This window comes from Tenacibaculum sp. SZ-18 (assembly GCF_002813915.1).
In the GTDB taxonomy this organism is placed as follows: Bacteria; Bacteroidota; Bacteroidia; order Flavobacteriales; family Flavobacteriaceae; genus Polaribacter.
In genome coordinates this window covers 3,273,267-3,289,786 of the sequence record NZ_CP019335.1, presented here as the reverse complement: position 1 = coordinate 3,289,786, position 16,520 = coordinate 3,273,267, and the positions used below count along the sequence as shown (strand labels likewise).

General features: G+C 32.7%; 13 protein-coding genes. 3 read left to right on the top strand and 10 right to left on the bottom strand.

Annotated elements, in window-relative coordinates:
• Positions 1-28: 28 nt before the first annotated feature.
• The 4 genes from BTO06_RS14895 to BTO06_RS14880 all read right to left on the bottom strand — a co-directional run bounded on the left by BTO06_RS14895 (position 29) and on the right by BTO06_RS14880 (position 7,597).
• Entirely contained in the window at positions 29-2,278 is a 2,250-nt protein-coding gene (locus tag BTO06_RS14895; protein ID WP_100926064.1) for an inorganic phosphate transporter, read from the bottom strand.
• 78 nt (positions 2,279-2,356) lie between these two features.
• Entirely contained in the window at positions 2,357-3,244 is an 888-nt protein-coding gene (locus BTO06_RS14890; protein ID WP_100926063.1) for a metallophosphoesterase, read from the bottom strand.
• A 73-nt stretch (positions 3,245-3,317) separates the two neighbouring features.
• Positions 3,318-4,760: a DUF5689 domain-containing protein gene (locus tag BTO06_RS14885; protein WP_100926062.1), complete on the bottom strand. Its 1,443-nt coding sequence runs from the start codon at positions 4,758-4,760 to the stop codon at positions 3,318-3,320.
• Positions 4,761-4,786: 26 nt separating this feature from the next.
• Positions 4,787-7,597 (bottom strand): TonB-dependent receptor, encoded by a 2,811-nt coding sequence (locus BTO06_RS14880; RefSeq protein ID WP_100926061.1) that lies wholly within the window; start codon positions 7,595-7,597, stop codon positions 4,787-4,789.
• Positions 7,598-7,752: 155 nt separating this feature from the next.
• On the opposite strand from BTO06_RS14880, the gene BTO06_RS14875 reads away from it, so the two are divergent.
• Complete coding sequence (locus BTO06_RS14875; RefSeq protein ID WP_100926060.1) at positions 7,753-8,799, top strand: endonuclease/exonuclease/phosphatase family protein; 1,047 nt, start codon at positions 7,753-7,755, stop codon at positions 8,797-8,799.
• Positions 8,800-8,828: 29 nt separating this feature from the next.
• Here the strand turns inward: BTO06_RS14875 and BTO06_RS14870 are convergent, their stop codons facing one another.
• Together BTO06_RS14870 and recJ are read right to left on the bottom strand one after the other, a co-directional pair.
• Entirely contained in the window at positions 8,829-9,173 is a 345-nt protein-coding gene (locus tag BTO06_RS14870; protein WP_100926059.1) for a hypothetical protein, read from the bottom strand.
• A gap of 56 nt (positions 9,174-9,229) precedes the next feature.
• Positions 9,230-10,915, bottom strand: a complete 1,686-nt coding sequence (gene recJ / locus BTO06_RS14865; RefSeq protein WP_100926058.1) for a single-stranded-DNA-specific exonuclease RecJ — start codon at positions 10,913-10,915, stop codon at positions 9,230-9,232.
• A gap of 52 nt (positions 10,916-10,967) precedes the next feature.
• On the opposite strand from recJ, the gene BTO06_RS14860 reads away from it, so the two are divergent.
• Positions 10,968-13,121: an Ig-like domain-containing protein gene (locus BTO06_RS14860; RefSeq protein ID WP_100926057.1), complete on the top strand. Its 2,154-nt coding sequence runs from the start codon at positions 10,968-10,970 to the stop codon at positions 13,119-13,121.
• A 7-nt stretch (positions 13,122-13,128) separates the two neighbouring features.
• Here BTO06_RS14860 and BTO06_RS14855 read toward each other — a convergent pair whose 3' ends face one another.
• The gene (locus BTO06_RS14855) at positions 13,129-13,548 is read right to left on the bottom strand and encodes an OsmC family protein (protein WP_100926056.1); all 420 of its coding nucleotides are present in this window, start codon (positions 13,546-13,548) and stop codon (positions 13,129-13,131) included.
• Between the two features lie 55 nt (positions 13,549-13,603).
• Here BTO06_RS14855 and BTO06_RS14850 point away from each other — a divergent pair, with 55 nt between their 5' ends.
• Positions 13,604-14,194, top strand: coding sequence for a carboxymuconolactone decarboxylase family protein (locus BTO06_RS14850; protein WP_100926055.1), 591 nt, complete (start codon positions 13,604-13,606; stop codon positions 14,192-14,194).
• 75 nt (positions 14,195-14,269) lie between these two features.
• Here BTO06_RS14850 and mscL read toward each other — a convergent pair whose 3' ends face one another.
• Genes mscL through BTO06_RS14835 form a run of 3 tightly spaced genes read right to left on the bottom strand, consistent with a single transcriptional unit; the run spans position 14,270 to position 16,435 of the window.
• On the bottom strand, positions 14,270-14,683 hold the full coding sequence (gene mscL / locus BTO06_RS14845; RefSeq protein WP_335755674.1) for a large-conductance mechanosensitive channel protein MscL: 414 nt from the start codon (positions 14,681-14,683) through the stop codon (positions 14,270-14,272).
• A 46-nt stretch (positions 14,684-14,729) separates the two neighbouring features.
• Positions 14,730-15,830: an alanine racemase gene (alr, locus tag BTO06_RS14840; RefSeq protein ID WP_100926054.1), complete on the bottom strand. Its 1,101-nt coding sequence runs from the start codon at positions 15,828-15,830 to the stop codon at positions 14,730-14,732.
• The gene (locus BTO06_RS14835) at positions 15,827-16,435 is read right to left on the bottom strand and encodes a thymidine kinase (RefSeq protein ID WP_100926053.1); all 609 of its coding nucleotides are present in this window, start codon (positions 16,433-16,435) and stop codon (positions 15,827-15,829) included. Before BTO06_RS14835 ends, alr begins: the two co-directional genes overlap by 4 nt.
• Positions 16,436-16,520: the final 85 nt, after the last annotated feature.

Here is a 16,520-nt window from a genome sequence, read left to right as displayed (position 1 = left end):
TTTTTTATTTTTTTTCAATATCAAATCATTAGATAGTTGTTTTGGTGCTAATGTAAAATTCATTGTAATTATCTAGTAAGTTAATTAGTTCAGAAACTAAATCTTGAGTTTCTAACAAAATACTAAAGTAAAGTGTCGTGTTTTTTGGACTTGTTTCATATGTACGAATTCTTTCAACTTGTCTTTCGATAGATTCAGAAACTTCTTTTAAAAGTTCTTTTTTACCAATCAAAATATCATTTAAGTTTTCGAATTGCTTCTTTTCAAAAGCGTCATTAATTCCGTCTAACAGTTCACTAAGTTTGATGTCAATGTTTTTTAAATCTTTGATTTGAGACTTCTTTAAGTTCTTGTGATTGTTATTTACGTGTTTGAAAGTAGACTTAGAAATCAAGCTTATCGATTGGGCAACATCTTGTAAATGCCCAAGGATTAAGATATAGAATTTACTTGCTTGAACTGAAGTATCGTCGAGAGATTTAATAAAATAGAAAACTCCACTCTTTAAACTTTCGATTTCGTCGTTTAATTTTTCTACATACTTTTCAGTTTTTCTTAATTTATTTAAATTATGAGTTGCTAAATCATTTACTACGCTAGAGTATAATTTATTTACTCTTGTGGCTACATTAGCAATATGTCCAGAACTCTCCTCAATAACTTCATTAATTGAAATTAATTCTGCTCTTTCAACAAACTGTTGTTGTTTTTCTTCTTTTGATTTTTTTGAATATTGAAGAGTCGTTCTTACTAACATTGCAATTACAACAAATAATAAAACAGGAATCATTGCTGTATGCCAATAAATTAAGAAAGCAACAATACCAGCTGCCGTGAATGCGATAATTGCTGTTAGAAACCATCCTCCAATTACATTTAAAACACCGGCAACTCTATAAACAGCACTTTCACGACCCCAAGCTCTATCTGCTAATGAGGTTCCCATTGCTACCATAAATGTTACATAGGTAGTAGAAAGAGGCAGTTTCATTGAAGTTGCGATAGAGATTAAGATACTTGCCATGATTAAGTTAACTGAAGCCCTAACTAAATCGAAAGCTGGTAATTCATAAGTTTTATCTTTTGGTAATTTAATTACAGGTTTTTCAAACTTTGAATTAATGTATTCTTGGGTTTTAATAGGGATCAGTTTGTTTAAACCTAAATTAGCAAACATAGCAGCTCTAACTACAACACGAGAAAGATTGTTTGGTTGGAATTTTTCATGTCCATCTCCTTGGCGGGATAAATTAATTCCCGTTTCAATTACAACTCTAGCTTTTTTAGAAGTCCAAAGTGTAATTACCATAATTGCTCCAGCAATTAATAATAATATTGTATTAGATGGTACTTTATCGGCTAAAATACCCATTGAAAACTGGTTAGCTGCTTCTCCTGAAGCTTCCCAAGCATTATACGAATTCAATGCGGCAATAGGAACACCAATGAAATTGACTAAATCATTTCCGGCAAAAGCCATAGCTAAAGAAAATGTTCCAATTGCAATAATTGCGGTTAATATATTTATTTTGAAAACTTTTATTAACGCATAAGAAACAGTAGACCACAAAATAAAGCTACCAGCAATAATTACTGTAGTATTCCCCTCTATTATATGCTTTATATTTCCATAAAAGTCAGTTCCTTTTAAACCTTTGATAATTATAAAGTAGGTGATAGCAGTTATTGCAAACCCTCCAAATATTGCACTTATATATGTTGGTCTGCTCTCAAAATTGAAGGAATAAATTAACCTTGAGAAATATTGTACGATTGCACCAACGGTAAACGCTACAATTACGGAGAGTATAATACCTAAGATAATTTGAGTAGCTTGTTCGTTATTAATGTACTGAGAAATTTCATTAATTGGTTGATCTGATGCTGTTATTTTGAGTAAAGCGATTGCGACAGCTGCTCCAAGTAATTCGAATACAATGGATACTGTTGTAGATGTTGGCATTCCTAAAGAATTGAAAATATCTAGTAGTAGAATATCGGTTATCATAACCGCCATAAAAATGAACATTATTTCTTCAAACATGAACATATTGGGGTTGAATATTCCTTTTCTAGCTACCTCCATCATTCCACTAGAAGTCACTGCTCCAAAGAAAACTCCAACACTAGCAATAATCATAATGGTTTTAATTGGAATTGCCTTAGAACCAATAGCAGAATTTAAAAAGTTTACAGCGTCATTACTTACTCCCACCACCAAATCAAGAATTGCAAGTCCAGCAAGCGCTATTAACATTAAAATATATGGATCTCCCATTTTTATAGATTTAAACTCGACAAAAGTAAAAACCAATGCTTTTCTCAATGTTACCTTAATGTTATGAAATCGATTTTTCTATTGATATTCCTCAATATTTTTAGGACCTTCAAGAATAGTTTTTATAATTTTCATAGTTCCGTTTTCTTGAGTTACCAAATGCCATTTAATAAGAGTTATTTGATAATTTTCAATTTCTAAACCCGTTATGCATCTAGGATGTACGCAACTTCCATCATTAAAAAATGGAACTTCGTCAGGTTGAGGAAATCGAGGTCTGTGCGTATGCCCAGTTATAATTATTTGGTTTTGATTACTTTTAATCCATTTTTCAATTCGCTGTTCTACTTTAATTAATTCTCGAAAATTTTTAGCAGGACTGGTGGGGTCTTTAATTCCCAGGATTTGTAAAGGTTTCCATAAAAATCGCACTAAAAAGCGACTTAAACGCCAGAAGTTATAATTAAACCAATCTGCTTGATGTCCATGAATTAAGAATAGAGATTGTTTGGTTTGTTCATTTTTTAGTAGAATAGATTCAGAAAATGAAGCATTGGGCATAAGTTCAAGTTCTTTACCAAGAGCGTCTTCGAAATAATAAGCTAGATTTTTGTTGATGGTTTTTGGGTTCTTGTAAACCATATCATGATTCCCCCAAATAAAATGAAGTCTATTTGTATCATAGAATTTTTTCAAAAGCAAATAAACATCTTTATTTTCTTGGAAAATTGTATCAAATTTATTTTCCCATAATTCATCACCATCACCTAATTCGATATAAGTATAATCTTCAATAAAATATTGAGACAATGCATAGTTGAAAATATTTCTATTACGAGCAAAGTCATCAGCAAAACTATTATCTCCTCTATGGCAATCGGAAAACATAATGTATTTAGAACTTTCGGTTAGTGGAAGTGTTTTGGCATTATTAAAAGCTCTAGTTATTCTTTTTTTAGATGACATGATGTTTTTTATAAATATGCATAAAAAAAGCCAAGTTTTAAAACTCGGCTTTTTATTTGAAAATATGTTTGAATTATTTTCCAGTCACTTTTACATTGTCAATGTGATATCTAGTTTCCATGTTATCAGCAGAGCCTAAATACTTAAATGCTACGTGTACATCACCACTTAAACAAGAAATGTTGATAGAAGAAGAAACGAAATCTCCGAAACCTCCGTCACCTGTTGGTACGTTTGCATCAATTTGAATCCAATCAGTTGTGGTTGGGTCTCCAGTATAGTTTTCAGTAATGAAAGCTGTTAATACTTTTCCAGACTCAAAGTTTGCTGAGATATCAAATGTTAATACTTCTTCTGTAGTTCCGTCTAGGTTAATAGCTGGAGTTACTAACCAAGCTTCTAATGGATTCTCACCTGTTCCAAAAGCAGAGATTTTCATATATCTGTTTCCAGAGAAAGAACTGTCTTCATATCTTTCGCTACCTCCAGATACGTTAACATTTGTCCATCCCAAACCATCTAATTGAGCTTCGTTTGTAATTGTTTGGAAGTCTTCTTCGAATACAGTTACGTCAGTTGAAGTAACACCGGTACATTCTAATACGATTGGATCACATCTTTCATTGTTAGTGAATGCTAATTCAGCAGGATTATTTGCGATTAAAACGAAAAATTCTGCTCTAAAATCTTTAGCTAAAACTGCAGTAGCAGCACCTTGTCCTTCTGGTAATTTATTTGATTTAAAGCTAGAAAAAGTACTTGTTTGTAATGGGATAGTAGCTTCTGTTTCACATTCGAAAATGTTTCTAAACCCATCAAATTCGTCATTAACTTCACCGGCAAATGTTTTACCTAAATCTTCTTTATCAAACTGAGCGGCTGGTAAGTTAACTAAAGTATTCACATGTTTTTGCTCAATTTCTCCAATTTTGATTTCGGTTGGAACAACTGTAGCTAACTCTGTAGATTTTACTAAAGCTTTTCTTTGTTCTGGAGAGGTGTAAGGAATGTCATCAACACGACCTTCATTTGATAATAACCCTAAAGTGAAAACTCCAGGAATGTTATTTGTTGGGTTGATGAAGCTAGTGCTTTCACCATCATCATAAGAAACAGTTAAACCATCTAATCTGATGTAAACTTTTCTTCCGATTTCAAAAGATTCGCTTAAAGAACTGTTATTAACTAGTAATTCAATTCCAGCAGTTGCATTTTCAGCTTGATCTTGAATTACTAAAGTTCTGAAGAAATTTCCAGCAGCATCGCTAGAAACTACATATCCAGTAACATAAGTTGGATTTGCTAAATCAGCGAAATATGTAAGAGTTAAATCACCATTACTATTATACGCTTGAATTAAATCGTTATGAATTTTAGCCACTGTAAATTCAGTGTCAATGTCTGGCTCCTCAAAGCTAATATCGGGAGTTTCAAAAGAATTATCTTCAACACAAGATGTGATTGCAATGGCGAAGATAAAAAATGATAAAATGCTTAATATTTTATTAGTTTTCATTTTTTTCTATTTAAAAGAATATTTTGTTAAAATCTATAATTTAAGTTAATGAAGTACGTAGTTCCTCTACCGTACCAATATTTATTACCAAAAACAGGAGTTTCTAGTGCTTTATCATCTCTTAATTGACGATAGTTAGCGTTTCTTCCTTGTTCAAATCCACCTGTTCTGTATTCTCTATTGAAAATGTTACCAATACTAGCAAATAAACCAATGTATTGTCCGCTTCCAACTCTCCAAGATTTCCCTCCTACTGCGTTTACTACCATGTAGTCATTAAACCTTTCTTGTCTTAATAATTCTCTTGCAATTGATTCATCATAGTCAGGAAATGGTACTCCACCATCGTCAGCAAAGTTACTACTTCTTGTTAAAGGAGCAATATCAATATATGTATCATTAAATACGTTAGCAGTTGCTCCAAACCACCAGTAATCAGGATCTCTATATTCAAAACCAAAAGAATATGCTTTCTGAGGTCCACTTGCTATTCTATAATTTTTAAGATTGGATTTTCCAAAATCTTTTACCCCAAATTCATCTGCATCAGGATCACCAACAAAGTCTTCTGAAGCGATGAATAAATTTGGATTGTTGTCATAAGTATATTGTCCGATGTTTGCAGCACCTTTTAATTTAATAGTAGGAGTAACTTTAACTTCTAAACCTAATTCAGCTCCAATATGTCTCTTTTCAATTCCTTGTAAAGTTTCTTGTACGAAAGCAGTATTATCACCACCAATACCGTCAGCAAAGAAAAAAGATGTTTCGATAGCATCCTTAATACCTGTATAATAAGCAGTAGCTCTTGCCTGAATAATAGGAGTTCTTAAAATATAGCTAGCATCGAGTGTTAATACCTTTTCACTTTCAATTCCTTTAACAATAGCATTGTTCTCTCTTGAGTTGGCAAAAGTATTTCTTAAAGTTGGAGCTTTAGTTAAATAACCCGCATTAAAATCTAAGATATGACGACCAGTAATTTTATAAGTTAAACCTCCTTTTGCTCCCCAGTTAGTGAATTCCTGCTTTTCAGATTTTCCAAATGAAGTATTAACAAATCCTCCATTTTGGAAGTTACCTTCTCTTTGGTGAGAAGTTCTCGAAAGACTACCCGCTAAGAAGAAATCAACTTTGTTAAACTTGAACTGTGTTTGAACAAAACCATTTATTACTTGTGAAAGTAAATCGAAGTCATATTTAAAACGATCTCCTTCTCCTGCTAAATGAAGTGGGTTTAATAAGTTATTTTGTTTTTCTTCAAAAGTGTCTGCAAAAGTATCAACATCTAAATATCCAGTTCCTCCTAATAAGTCAACAATCTCTGCGAAGTTTTCCGATTTCTGAGAAGTGTAATTTACAGAAGCATTTAATGAAATGTTATCTGTCAATTCAGTATTGAAGATTGTATTAATTGTATATCTATCGTCTTCGTTTCTATCTTCATACAATACGTATGCAGAATTTCCTCCTGTAACAGAAGCAGCATTTGCAGCATATAGTTGGTTCCAATCTAATTGTCCGTTATTTACAAACTCTTGATACATTCCGTAAACACCAGGTAAACCTTCTCTTATTCCGTAACTAGGCAGTTTTTGATAATAAGTTGGATCTGGGTTAGCAGTTGCTAAATTTGTAATGAATGGGTTTCCGTCACCATCAACAATACCGTCTTCAACTCGTGCTCCATTAAAGTCAATTCTACTGTTACCAATACCTCCAAATTGGTAAGCAACATTTGTAGTTAAAGAAGTTTTCTCGTTAATGTTCCAATAGTGGTTTAACATAATGAAAGGCTCTTCAACATCTTTAATTCTTGAGTTTCTAATTTTACCATTTTGGTATCCCCAATATGGATTGTATTGAATTCCTTTGATATCAATAACTTCTTGAGTATTTGGAGCAGCTTTACCTCTTCTGTTAGCAGCAAATACTGATGTGAAGTTTAAACTGTGTTTATCATTGAATACTTTTTCAATAGACGCGAACGTTGAGTAAGCATTATATGAAGATCCGTCAGCGAAACCTTCGTCTGCGATTCTTCTACTTCCTGAGAAAGCAAATGCCCAACCATCATCCATTAAACCGGTTGCGTATGTTCCCATAACTCGGTGAACATAGCTTCTGTTAGATGAAGCATAGGAAACTCTTCCTCCTTGTCTATATTCAGAAGCTCTTGTACTAATATTGTTTGATCCTAAAACACCACCAAAAGTGAAGTTCGAAGGAGCTAAGCCATTTGTAAATTCTTGATTTCTCAATACATCATTCAAACCTCCCCAGTTTGCCCACTCTGGTCTACCTGTAGAAAGTTTGTTCATTTCAATACCGTTTATTAAAAGTTTTGCGTTGTCAGAATCTAAACCACGAACTCTAAAGAAAGAAGAACTAAATTCGAAAGCAGCAGTTCTTAAATAAACATCTCTAGAAGCTTGAAGAAGTCCAGAAATATTATCAGAAGCAGTAGTGTCGTCGTTTAATTCATCGTCAGTAATTATAATAGTACTCAAGTCTTGATCTTCAGCAAACTCATCCTCGTACATATATACAATCCCCAGATCTACTATATTTCCCGATAGTGTTACTGGATAGTTTTGAGTTTCATAACCATCCTTTTTTATTACAATAATGTGCCTCCCGTCAGGTAAGTTTTCAATGATAAAAGAACCGATAACATCTGTTGTTACCTTAATGTTCTTTCCTTCAACACTTACTGAAACACCTTGTAATAATCCTTCGGAGTTGCTGTCTTTCACAACCCCTTTCACAATGTTTTGAGCTGATAATCCTAAAGAAAAAATCAAGCTAAATAACACTGATAGAGTTAATTGTTTCATAAAATTGTTAAAATTATTTTTAATAAAAAATGCGCACAAAATTAGGATTTTACCAAAATGCCAATGTTAACTTAATATTAACATTTTAAATTGTTGATAACTCTCTTAATTGTGGCTGGGAAATTGTATTATTTTTGCCAAGTTAAATTTTAATAATGAGAAGAATACTGTTGTTAAGTGTGTTGTTAATGAGTGGTTTATTTGTTAACGCACAAAAGAAATATAAAATTAGAACTGTTGCGTTTTATAATCTTGAAAACTTATTTGATACTATCAATGATACTTCAAAAAATGATGAAGCGAGTCCAATGATGGAATTAAGAACGAATAAATCAAAAGTTTATTGGGATAAAATTGACAAGTTAGGGGAAGTAATTAGTCAATTAGGTAAAGAGAAAGCAAAAACTGGACCTGCTATTTTAGGAGTATCAGAAATAGAAAATAAACAAGTACTTGAAGATTTAGTAAATTCTGATAGACTGAAGAAAATGAGATACGGAATTATTCATTTCGATTCACCAGATAAAAGAGGTATTGATGTTGCATTATTGTATCAGCAACGTTATTTTAAACCAGTGCATTACGAAGCTGTAAATCCAAATATATTTTCAAATAATAGAAAGGTTTATACGAGAGATATTTTAAGAGTATCAGGATATTTGGATGATGAATTGGTGCATGTGATCGTAAATCATTGGCCATCAAGAAGAGGAGGAGAAGCGAAGAGTAGTCCTTTAAGAGAAAAAGCAGCTTTTAAAGTTTCTCAAATTATAAATAAAATTCGCGAAGAAGATAAGAATGCGAAAGTTATGATCATCGGAGATTTTAACGATGATCCAATGAACAAATCCTTCAAAGAAGTTTTAAAAACGAAAGCAGAGAAGGCAGAAGTTAATAAAGGAGACATTTATAATCCCTATGAAAAAATGTTTGAGAAAGGATTAAATACAACTGCTTACAGAGACAATTTAAGTTTATTTGATCAAATCCTTTTTACGTCACCTTTATTGAATCAGGAGGGTAAGAAAAACTTTTCTAGCTATAAAATGTTTAAATCAGGAATTTTTAATAAACGTTTTATGGTTCAAAATAAAGGAAGGTATAAAGGATATCCTTTCAGAAGTTTTTCAAACGGACAATATACTGGTGGATATAGCGATCATTTTCCAGTATATATTTATCTGATCAAAGAAAAAAAATAATAAAAATCCCAGGAAATTTGCTGGGATTTTTAGTTTTTACATATGTCTACTAAATAGTTGTTCAATCTTAATTGAAATAAGGTTCCTTTTAATAAATCTTCTATTTGTCCAAGTTCTATTGAGGAAACTGCAAGGCTAACTTTGTTAGACGGTGTTTGCAATAATATAGATCTACAATCTTCGCCCATCGGACACTCAGGGCATCTCTTTTGTTTCTTCGAGTCTATAATTTTTTCAATAAACAATTCAATTTCATCTTCTGTCAGATGAAATCCTGTATCTCTAAAAATTACTTGTGTTAGAAATGAGTTGGAGTTTACCCATCTAAATGAGATTCCGATTTTATTTTCATAAATTTTGATAATTTCGTTCATAATCTGATTTATTGATTACGGAACAAATATAGTTATTTAGATTTATTCTAAATAAATTATTTTAAATCTTTTAAAAGTAACTGTAATGAAGTTTTTCCATTCCAAGTATTTTCATCTATCTGGTATAAAACATCAAAGTCATTTTCAATTTTATTAATTTTATCACCCATGCTAAACCCAATTGCACCTATTATATACTTTGGGTTTCCTTGGAAAAGTGTGAGTTTTAAGTGTGATTTATCTTGTCCAACTAGTTTTCCATATCCATTATCTCTAACCGATGAGCTTTTAAAAACTGGTTTTCTATTTTCAGGACCAAAAGGAGCCATTTGTTGAATAATGCGATAAAGCTTTGGAGAAATTTCAGCAAATTCAAGTTCTGCATCAACGGTTATTTCTGGTGTAAGTAAGTTTTTGTCTATTGTACTTTTTACAACCTCTTCAAATTTAGCTTTAAACTTTTTGTAGTTTTCTGGCTTAAGGGTTAGCCCAGCGGCATATTTATGTCCGCCAAATTGTTCAATTAACTCGGAGCAAGCGTTTAAAGCATCATAAACATCAAAACCTTTTACAGATCTTACAGATGCGGCAAGTTTTCCTTCACTTTCAGTGAAAACCACAGTTGGTCTATAATAAGTTTCGGTTAACCTTGATGCTACAATTCCTATAACACCTTTGTGCCAATTTTTATCAAAAACAACAGTAGTGAAATTCTCGGTGTCGTTATTTTCTCTAATTTGAACTAGGGCTGCTTCTGTAATTTCTTTGTCTAACTCTTTTCTATGAGCATTAAATTTTTCAATAGATGAAGCGATTTCAGTCGCGACTTCGATATCTGATGAAGTTAATAATTCCACAGCATAATTGGCATGTTTTATTCTTCCTGCGGCATTTATTCTTGGAGCAATGATAAAAACTACATCTGAAATAGTTAATTCCTTTTTCTCTATGGATTTAATAAGCGCTTTAATTCCGATTCGAGGTTGGTCATTAATCACTCTTAAGCCGAAATAGGCTAAAACCCTATTTTCGCCTGTCATAGGAACAATATCTGCAGCTATGGCAGTTGCAACTAAATCTAATAACGAGATAATTTCAACTATTTCAACTCCATTTGTTGTCGCATGAGCTTGAATTAATTTAAATCCAACTCCGCATCCACAAAGTTCTTTGTAAGGATATTCGCAATCCTGTCTTTTGGGATTAAGAACAGCTATAGCTTTAGGAATTTCATTTCCTGGTTTATGATGATCACAAATTATAAAATCAATTCCTTTTTCGGTTGCATAAGTTACTTTGTCTATGGCTTTTATACCACAATCTAAAGCAATAATTAGGGAAAAATCATTATCGCTAGCAAAATCAATACCTTGATAAGAAATTCCATAACCTTCTTTGTATCTATCTGGAATGTATGTCGCTATATTACTGTAATGCTTAATAAAGTAATTGTATAGTAAAGAAACAGATGTGGTACCATCTACATCATAATCGCCGTATATTAAAATTTGTTCATTTTTTTCAATCGCAGTCTGGATTCTTGTTACTGCTTTGTCCATATCCTTCATTAAAAAAGGATCATGTAGCTCTTCTAATGATGGTCGGAAAAAATGCTTCGCTTCATCAAAATTTGTAATACCTCTTTGAACTAATATTGAGGCAAGTTTTGTGTTAATAGATAATTCATTAGCTAATTTTTTTGTTGTTGCCAAATCTGGCGTTGATTTAAATTTCCATCGCATAATTTTAAAAAACGTAATTTTGCTTTAACAGGTAAAAGTAATCCATTCCTATATGAAATCAAAAAAATTGGTATCTCACGTTATTCTTTATTTTTTATTCCAGTTTCAGATTTATACTCAAAATCAGCCACCTGTTTTAACGGCTTCAGGGGATCAAAGTTATTGTCCGTTAAGTCAATTACCTATTGTAACTAGTTTCACAATTACTGATTCAGATGATACAACTGTGGATTCTTTTTCTGTTCAGATTTCAGGTAATTATAATGCAACTTCGGATATTCTAATATTAACAGGATCTCATCCAAATATCATTGCTAGTTGGGATGATCGTGAAGGGAAATTAATATTTACGGGAGTTGGTGGAAGTGCTATTTTGTTAACTGATATAGAGCAAGCTGTTCCTGATGTAGTTTTTCAAAGTTCAGACCCAGCAATTTCTGGTGAAAAAATATTTTCATTAACAGTGGGTGATGCTAATTATTTGCCTTCAACACAACATTATTACGAGTTTGTCTCTGATATTGGAGTTTCTTGGTCTCAGGCAAGAGACTTAGCAGAAAATAGAACTTATTTTGGGTTACGAGGATATTTAGTGACAATTACCTCAGCAGATGAAGCGAATTTTGTTGGAGAGCAATCAAATGGTGCAGGATGGATTGGTGGAACAGATCAAGAAACCGAAGGAGAATGGAAATGGGTAACAGGTCCAGAATCAGGAACAATTTTTTGGTATGGTAATTTTAATGGTTCAACACCAAATTTTGCATTTTGGAATTCTGGCGAACCTAATGATTTCGGTGAAGGAGAAGACTATGCACATATTACAGATGATTCTGTAGGGATTATAGGTTCGTGGAATGATTTACAACTAAACGGAGATACAGGAGTTTATGAACCAAAAGGATATATTGTTGAATACGGAGGGTGGCCAGATGATCCACTTTTAAATATTTCGGCAACAACTCGAATTTATATACCAGAAATAATTTCAACCACTGAAAATGAAATTTGTGGTTCAGGAACTGTTTTGTTATCAGCGAATTCTTCTGAAGGAACCATTCTTTGGTTTGATGCTGAGGTTGGTGGAAATTTATTAGGAACAGGAACAACTTTTACTACCCCAGTATTAAATTCGTCACAAAATTTTTATGTTACCATATCAGTTGGAGGTTGTACGTCATTTAAGAGAACACGAGTAACAGCAACTGTAAATAATTTGCCTGTAATAACCGCGACTCAAAACGGTTTTGTTTGTGGAAGCGCTGGTACCCTAACTATAGGAGCCACTCCTTCTGATGGAATAGTTCAATGGTATGAAACACTAACAAGTACTACGCCTATTTATACAGGTAATAATCTTGAAGTAAGTGTTTCTTCGAATACAGATTACTTTGTTGAAGCGATTAGTTCTAATGGTTGTGTGTCAGCTAACAGGACTATGGTTTCAGTTACTACAAATAATATTATTCCCGAATTTGAGGTGAATGAGAATCAGATTTTATGTTTGAATGTTGGATCGTTAGATTTATCAATTTTAAATCCGAACGGGTCGGATTATACATATGAATGGAAGGATGAAAATGGAATGGTAGTGTCTAATCAAATGACTGCCAATATTACTTTATCTGGAAGGTATTTTGTTCAGGCAAAATCGCAGCAAGGTTGCGAGTCAGAAGTTAAAACAGTAGTTGTGAAGAGTTCTGAAATTGCCACATTAAAGTTAGAAGATATTGAAATTATAGATGACTCTAATAATAACTCAATTATTGTAGTAGGATCAAATTTGGGAGAAGGTTCTTATGAGTATTCAATTGATAATATTAATTTCAAGGAGAACGGTTTTTTTCAAAACTTACAGCCAGGTATTTATACACTATATGTAAGAGATAAAAACGGTTGTGGTACACTACCATTTGAATTTTCAGTATTCAATTATCCATCTTTTTTTACCCCGAATAGTGATGGTGTAAAAGATGATTGGAAGGTAGAAGGTTTTAAGGTAAGTGAATATTCATTCTCTAAAATTAGAATCTTTAACAGGTTTGGAAAACTCTTATACGAAAATTCAGATACTTCGAGTAATTGGGATGGAACTTATAATGGAAATATTCTCCCATCAGATACCTATTGGTTTTCTGTTGAAGTAACTGATAAGAATGGGAGAATAATTCGTAAAAAAGGTCCTGTAAGTTTATTGAGAAAATAAACTACCTTTAGTTATAGATTATTTCCGTTGTAACTGTTGAAAATTGACGGAACATTTCCATTACGCCGCAATATTTTTCGATAGATAAATTTACAACTTTGGATAATTTTTCTTCATCCAATTCTGTTCCTTCAAAAAGGTACTTTACGTGAACTTTATCGTAATATTTAGGATGTTCTTCCGTTAAATTGGCTTCCACTATGATTTTTAAGTTATCAAATGAAGTCCTCATTTTCTCTGCAATCATAACAACATCTAAACCAGAACACCCAGCCAAAGAAGACAACATTAAAGCTTTTGGAGATGCGCCAACTTCATTCCCACCATTTGTGAATGAAGTGTCCATTAAAACTTGAGCGCCATTTGGATTATCACTTTTAAATAATAAGTTTTTCTGCCATTCTGTGGTTACAATATTTGATGCCATTTGAGTTTTTTTTCGTTTCTTGTATAGAATTACAAAACTACTTAAAAAATAAATTATGCCACTAGTAACTCCGTTGGATCCTAATCATGATGAGGAAACCAAAAAGTTGTCAGATTTTTATAATGAAACACTTGGTTTTTGCCCAAATTCGGTATTAACCATGCAAAGAAGACCAGATATATCAAAAGCATTTATAAACCTAAATAAAGCAGTAATGGCTAACCATGGCCGTGTCACTTCTGCTTTAAAAAGAATGATTGCTTGGGTGAGTAGTAATGCTACTGGTTGTAGATATTGCCAAGCTCATGCAATTAGAGCTGCGGAAAGATATGGAGCCGAACAAGAAAAATTAGATAACATTTGGGAATATAAAACACATCCTGCTTTTACTGAAGCCGAAAGAGCTGCATTAGATTTTTCTTTAGCTGCATCTGTAGTTCCAAATGTTGTTGATGAAGCTATTAAAGAAAGACTCTACGAACACTGGAATGAAGGCGAAATTGTAGAAATGTTAGGTGTTATTTCTTTGTTCGGTTACTTAAACCGTTGGAACGATTCTATGGGAACAAGTATTGAAGATGGAGCTGTTGAAAGTGGAGATCAGTACTTAGGTAAACATGGATGGAATAAAGGTAAACATATCTAAAAACTAGAGTTTAAAAAAGCTAAAAGCTCGCAATATTGCGAGCTTTTTATATTTATCGGTTAACGGAAAAACGTATTAATTCTTCTTTAATAAGTCTCTAATTTCAGTTAATAACTCTTCTTGAGTCGGTCCTGCAGGAGCAGCAGGAGCAGCTTCTTCCTTCTTCTTTATTGCATTTACACCTTTTACAATCATAAACATTACGAAAGCAACAATGATAAAGTCAATAACGTTTGTAATAAAATCACCATATAAAACAGCAACTTCACCTGTTACTTTACCTGTTAAATCATCTGCAACACCTTCTTTTACAATAAATTTCAAATCTTTGAAGTTTTTGCCTCCTAAAAGACCAATTAGAGGAGAAACAATTCCTCCCGTAAACGAAGATACCACTTTGTTAAAACCAGCACCCATCACGAATCCAACCGCAATGTCCACTAAGTTTCCTTTCATGGCAAAGTCTTTAAACTCTTTTAACATTCCCATTTGTTTTTAGTTTTTGATATTATTAGGCAGGGAATTTATAAAAAATTTAACGTTTTACCAACCTTTTTACGCGTTGAGAAATGGCGGTTAAAATTTCATATGGAATGGTTTCGCATTTGTGTGCCATGTATTCAACATGCTGTTGGTGATTAAATATAATAACCTCATCACCTTCTTCACAGTCAATTTTTGTAACATCAACCATGATCATATCCATACAAACATTTCCAATTATTGGAGCAGGTTGATTATTAATAATAACAAACCCATTTTTATTACCGAGCCTTCTTGAAATACCGTCAGCATGTCCAACAGGTACAGTAGCGCTTCTAGTTGGTTTACTTGCTACGAAGGCTCGATTATATCCTACTGTTTCTCCTGGTTGAACATTATGAATTTGTGAAATAATAGACTTTAAGCTATGAGTGTTTTTTAACTCAGTAGTTTCCTTTGCGGTGTTGCTAAACCCGTACAAACCAATTCCAACTCTTACCATATCGAATTGAGCTTGTGGAAAATGAACAACACCTGAGGTGTTTAAAATATGAATCATTGGCTCATACCCTAAATGAGCATAGATTTGCTTTATTATGTATGCGAAATTATTAATCTGTTCAACTGTAAATTCCTGCTCGTTTAAATCTTCGCTTGCAGCTAAATGAGAGAATATTGATTGAACTACAATGTTATTTGATTTTTTTAATTGAGCAACGATATTAGGTATGTCTGTATGCCAAAATCCTAGTCTATTTAAACCAGTGTTAAATTTAATATGAATAGGATAATTCATCAAGGGAACATCTTTAGCATAGTTAAGAAATGCTTCAAAAATTTTAAAATTATACAAATTAGGCTCTAATCTGTATTTAACGATTTCTTTTATGTTTTGAATTTGAGGATGTAATACTAAAATAGGAGTATCAATTCCTGCTTCTCTTAAAGCGATTCCTTCGTTGCTGTAGGCTACTGAAAAATAGTCTACATGGTCTTTAACTATTTTTGCAATTTCTACAGCATCACTGCCATATCCAAAAGCTTTAACAACAGCTAAAATTTTTGTTTGCGGTTGTAATTTTTGTTTGAAATATTGAAGATTATGCAAAATTGCATTTGCATCAATTTCTAAAACAGTTACATGATTATTCATTCTTGCTCTTCTGAATTACGAGTTTGCTGTTCTTTAATAGCTTTGTAGTAAGCCGCTCTGCTCAAAGGTTCGTATTCCTGAGTTTCACCTAACATTACAATATTTTCACCTTCAGCTTTTCTAAAGCTGTAATGTGCTAAGTTACCAGTTCTTGTACAAACTGCATGTACTTTAGTAACATATTCTGCAGTCGCCATTAATGCAGGCATTGGTCCAAAAGGGTTTCCTTTAAAATCCATATCTAAACCTGCAACAATAACTCTAATCCCTCTATTGGCTAAGTCGTTACAAACTGCTACAATCTCGTCATCAAAAAATTGCGCTTCATCAATCCCTACAACATCTACGTTGTTTGCTAATAGTCTAATATTTGCAGATGCTGGAACAGGTGTCGAACGGATGCGATTATCATTATGAGAAACAACCTCTTCTTCATCGTAACGAACATCTATAGCTGGTTTAAAAATTTCAACTCTTTGTTTAGCAAATTTTGCTCTTTTAAGCCTTCGGATGAGCTCTTCTGTTTTACCAGAAAACATGGAGCCACAAATTACCTCAATCCACCCAAATTGTTCTGTATGATTTACTGTGTTTTCAAGAAACATTTTGTAATTTTAATGCTCAATTATATATTTTTGCTTCGCTGTTAACAAGCAACAAATTTATTAAATTTTAAAGGTAAAAATTAAA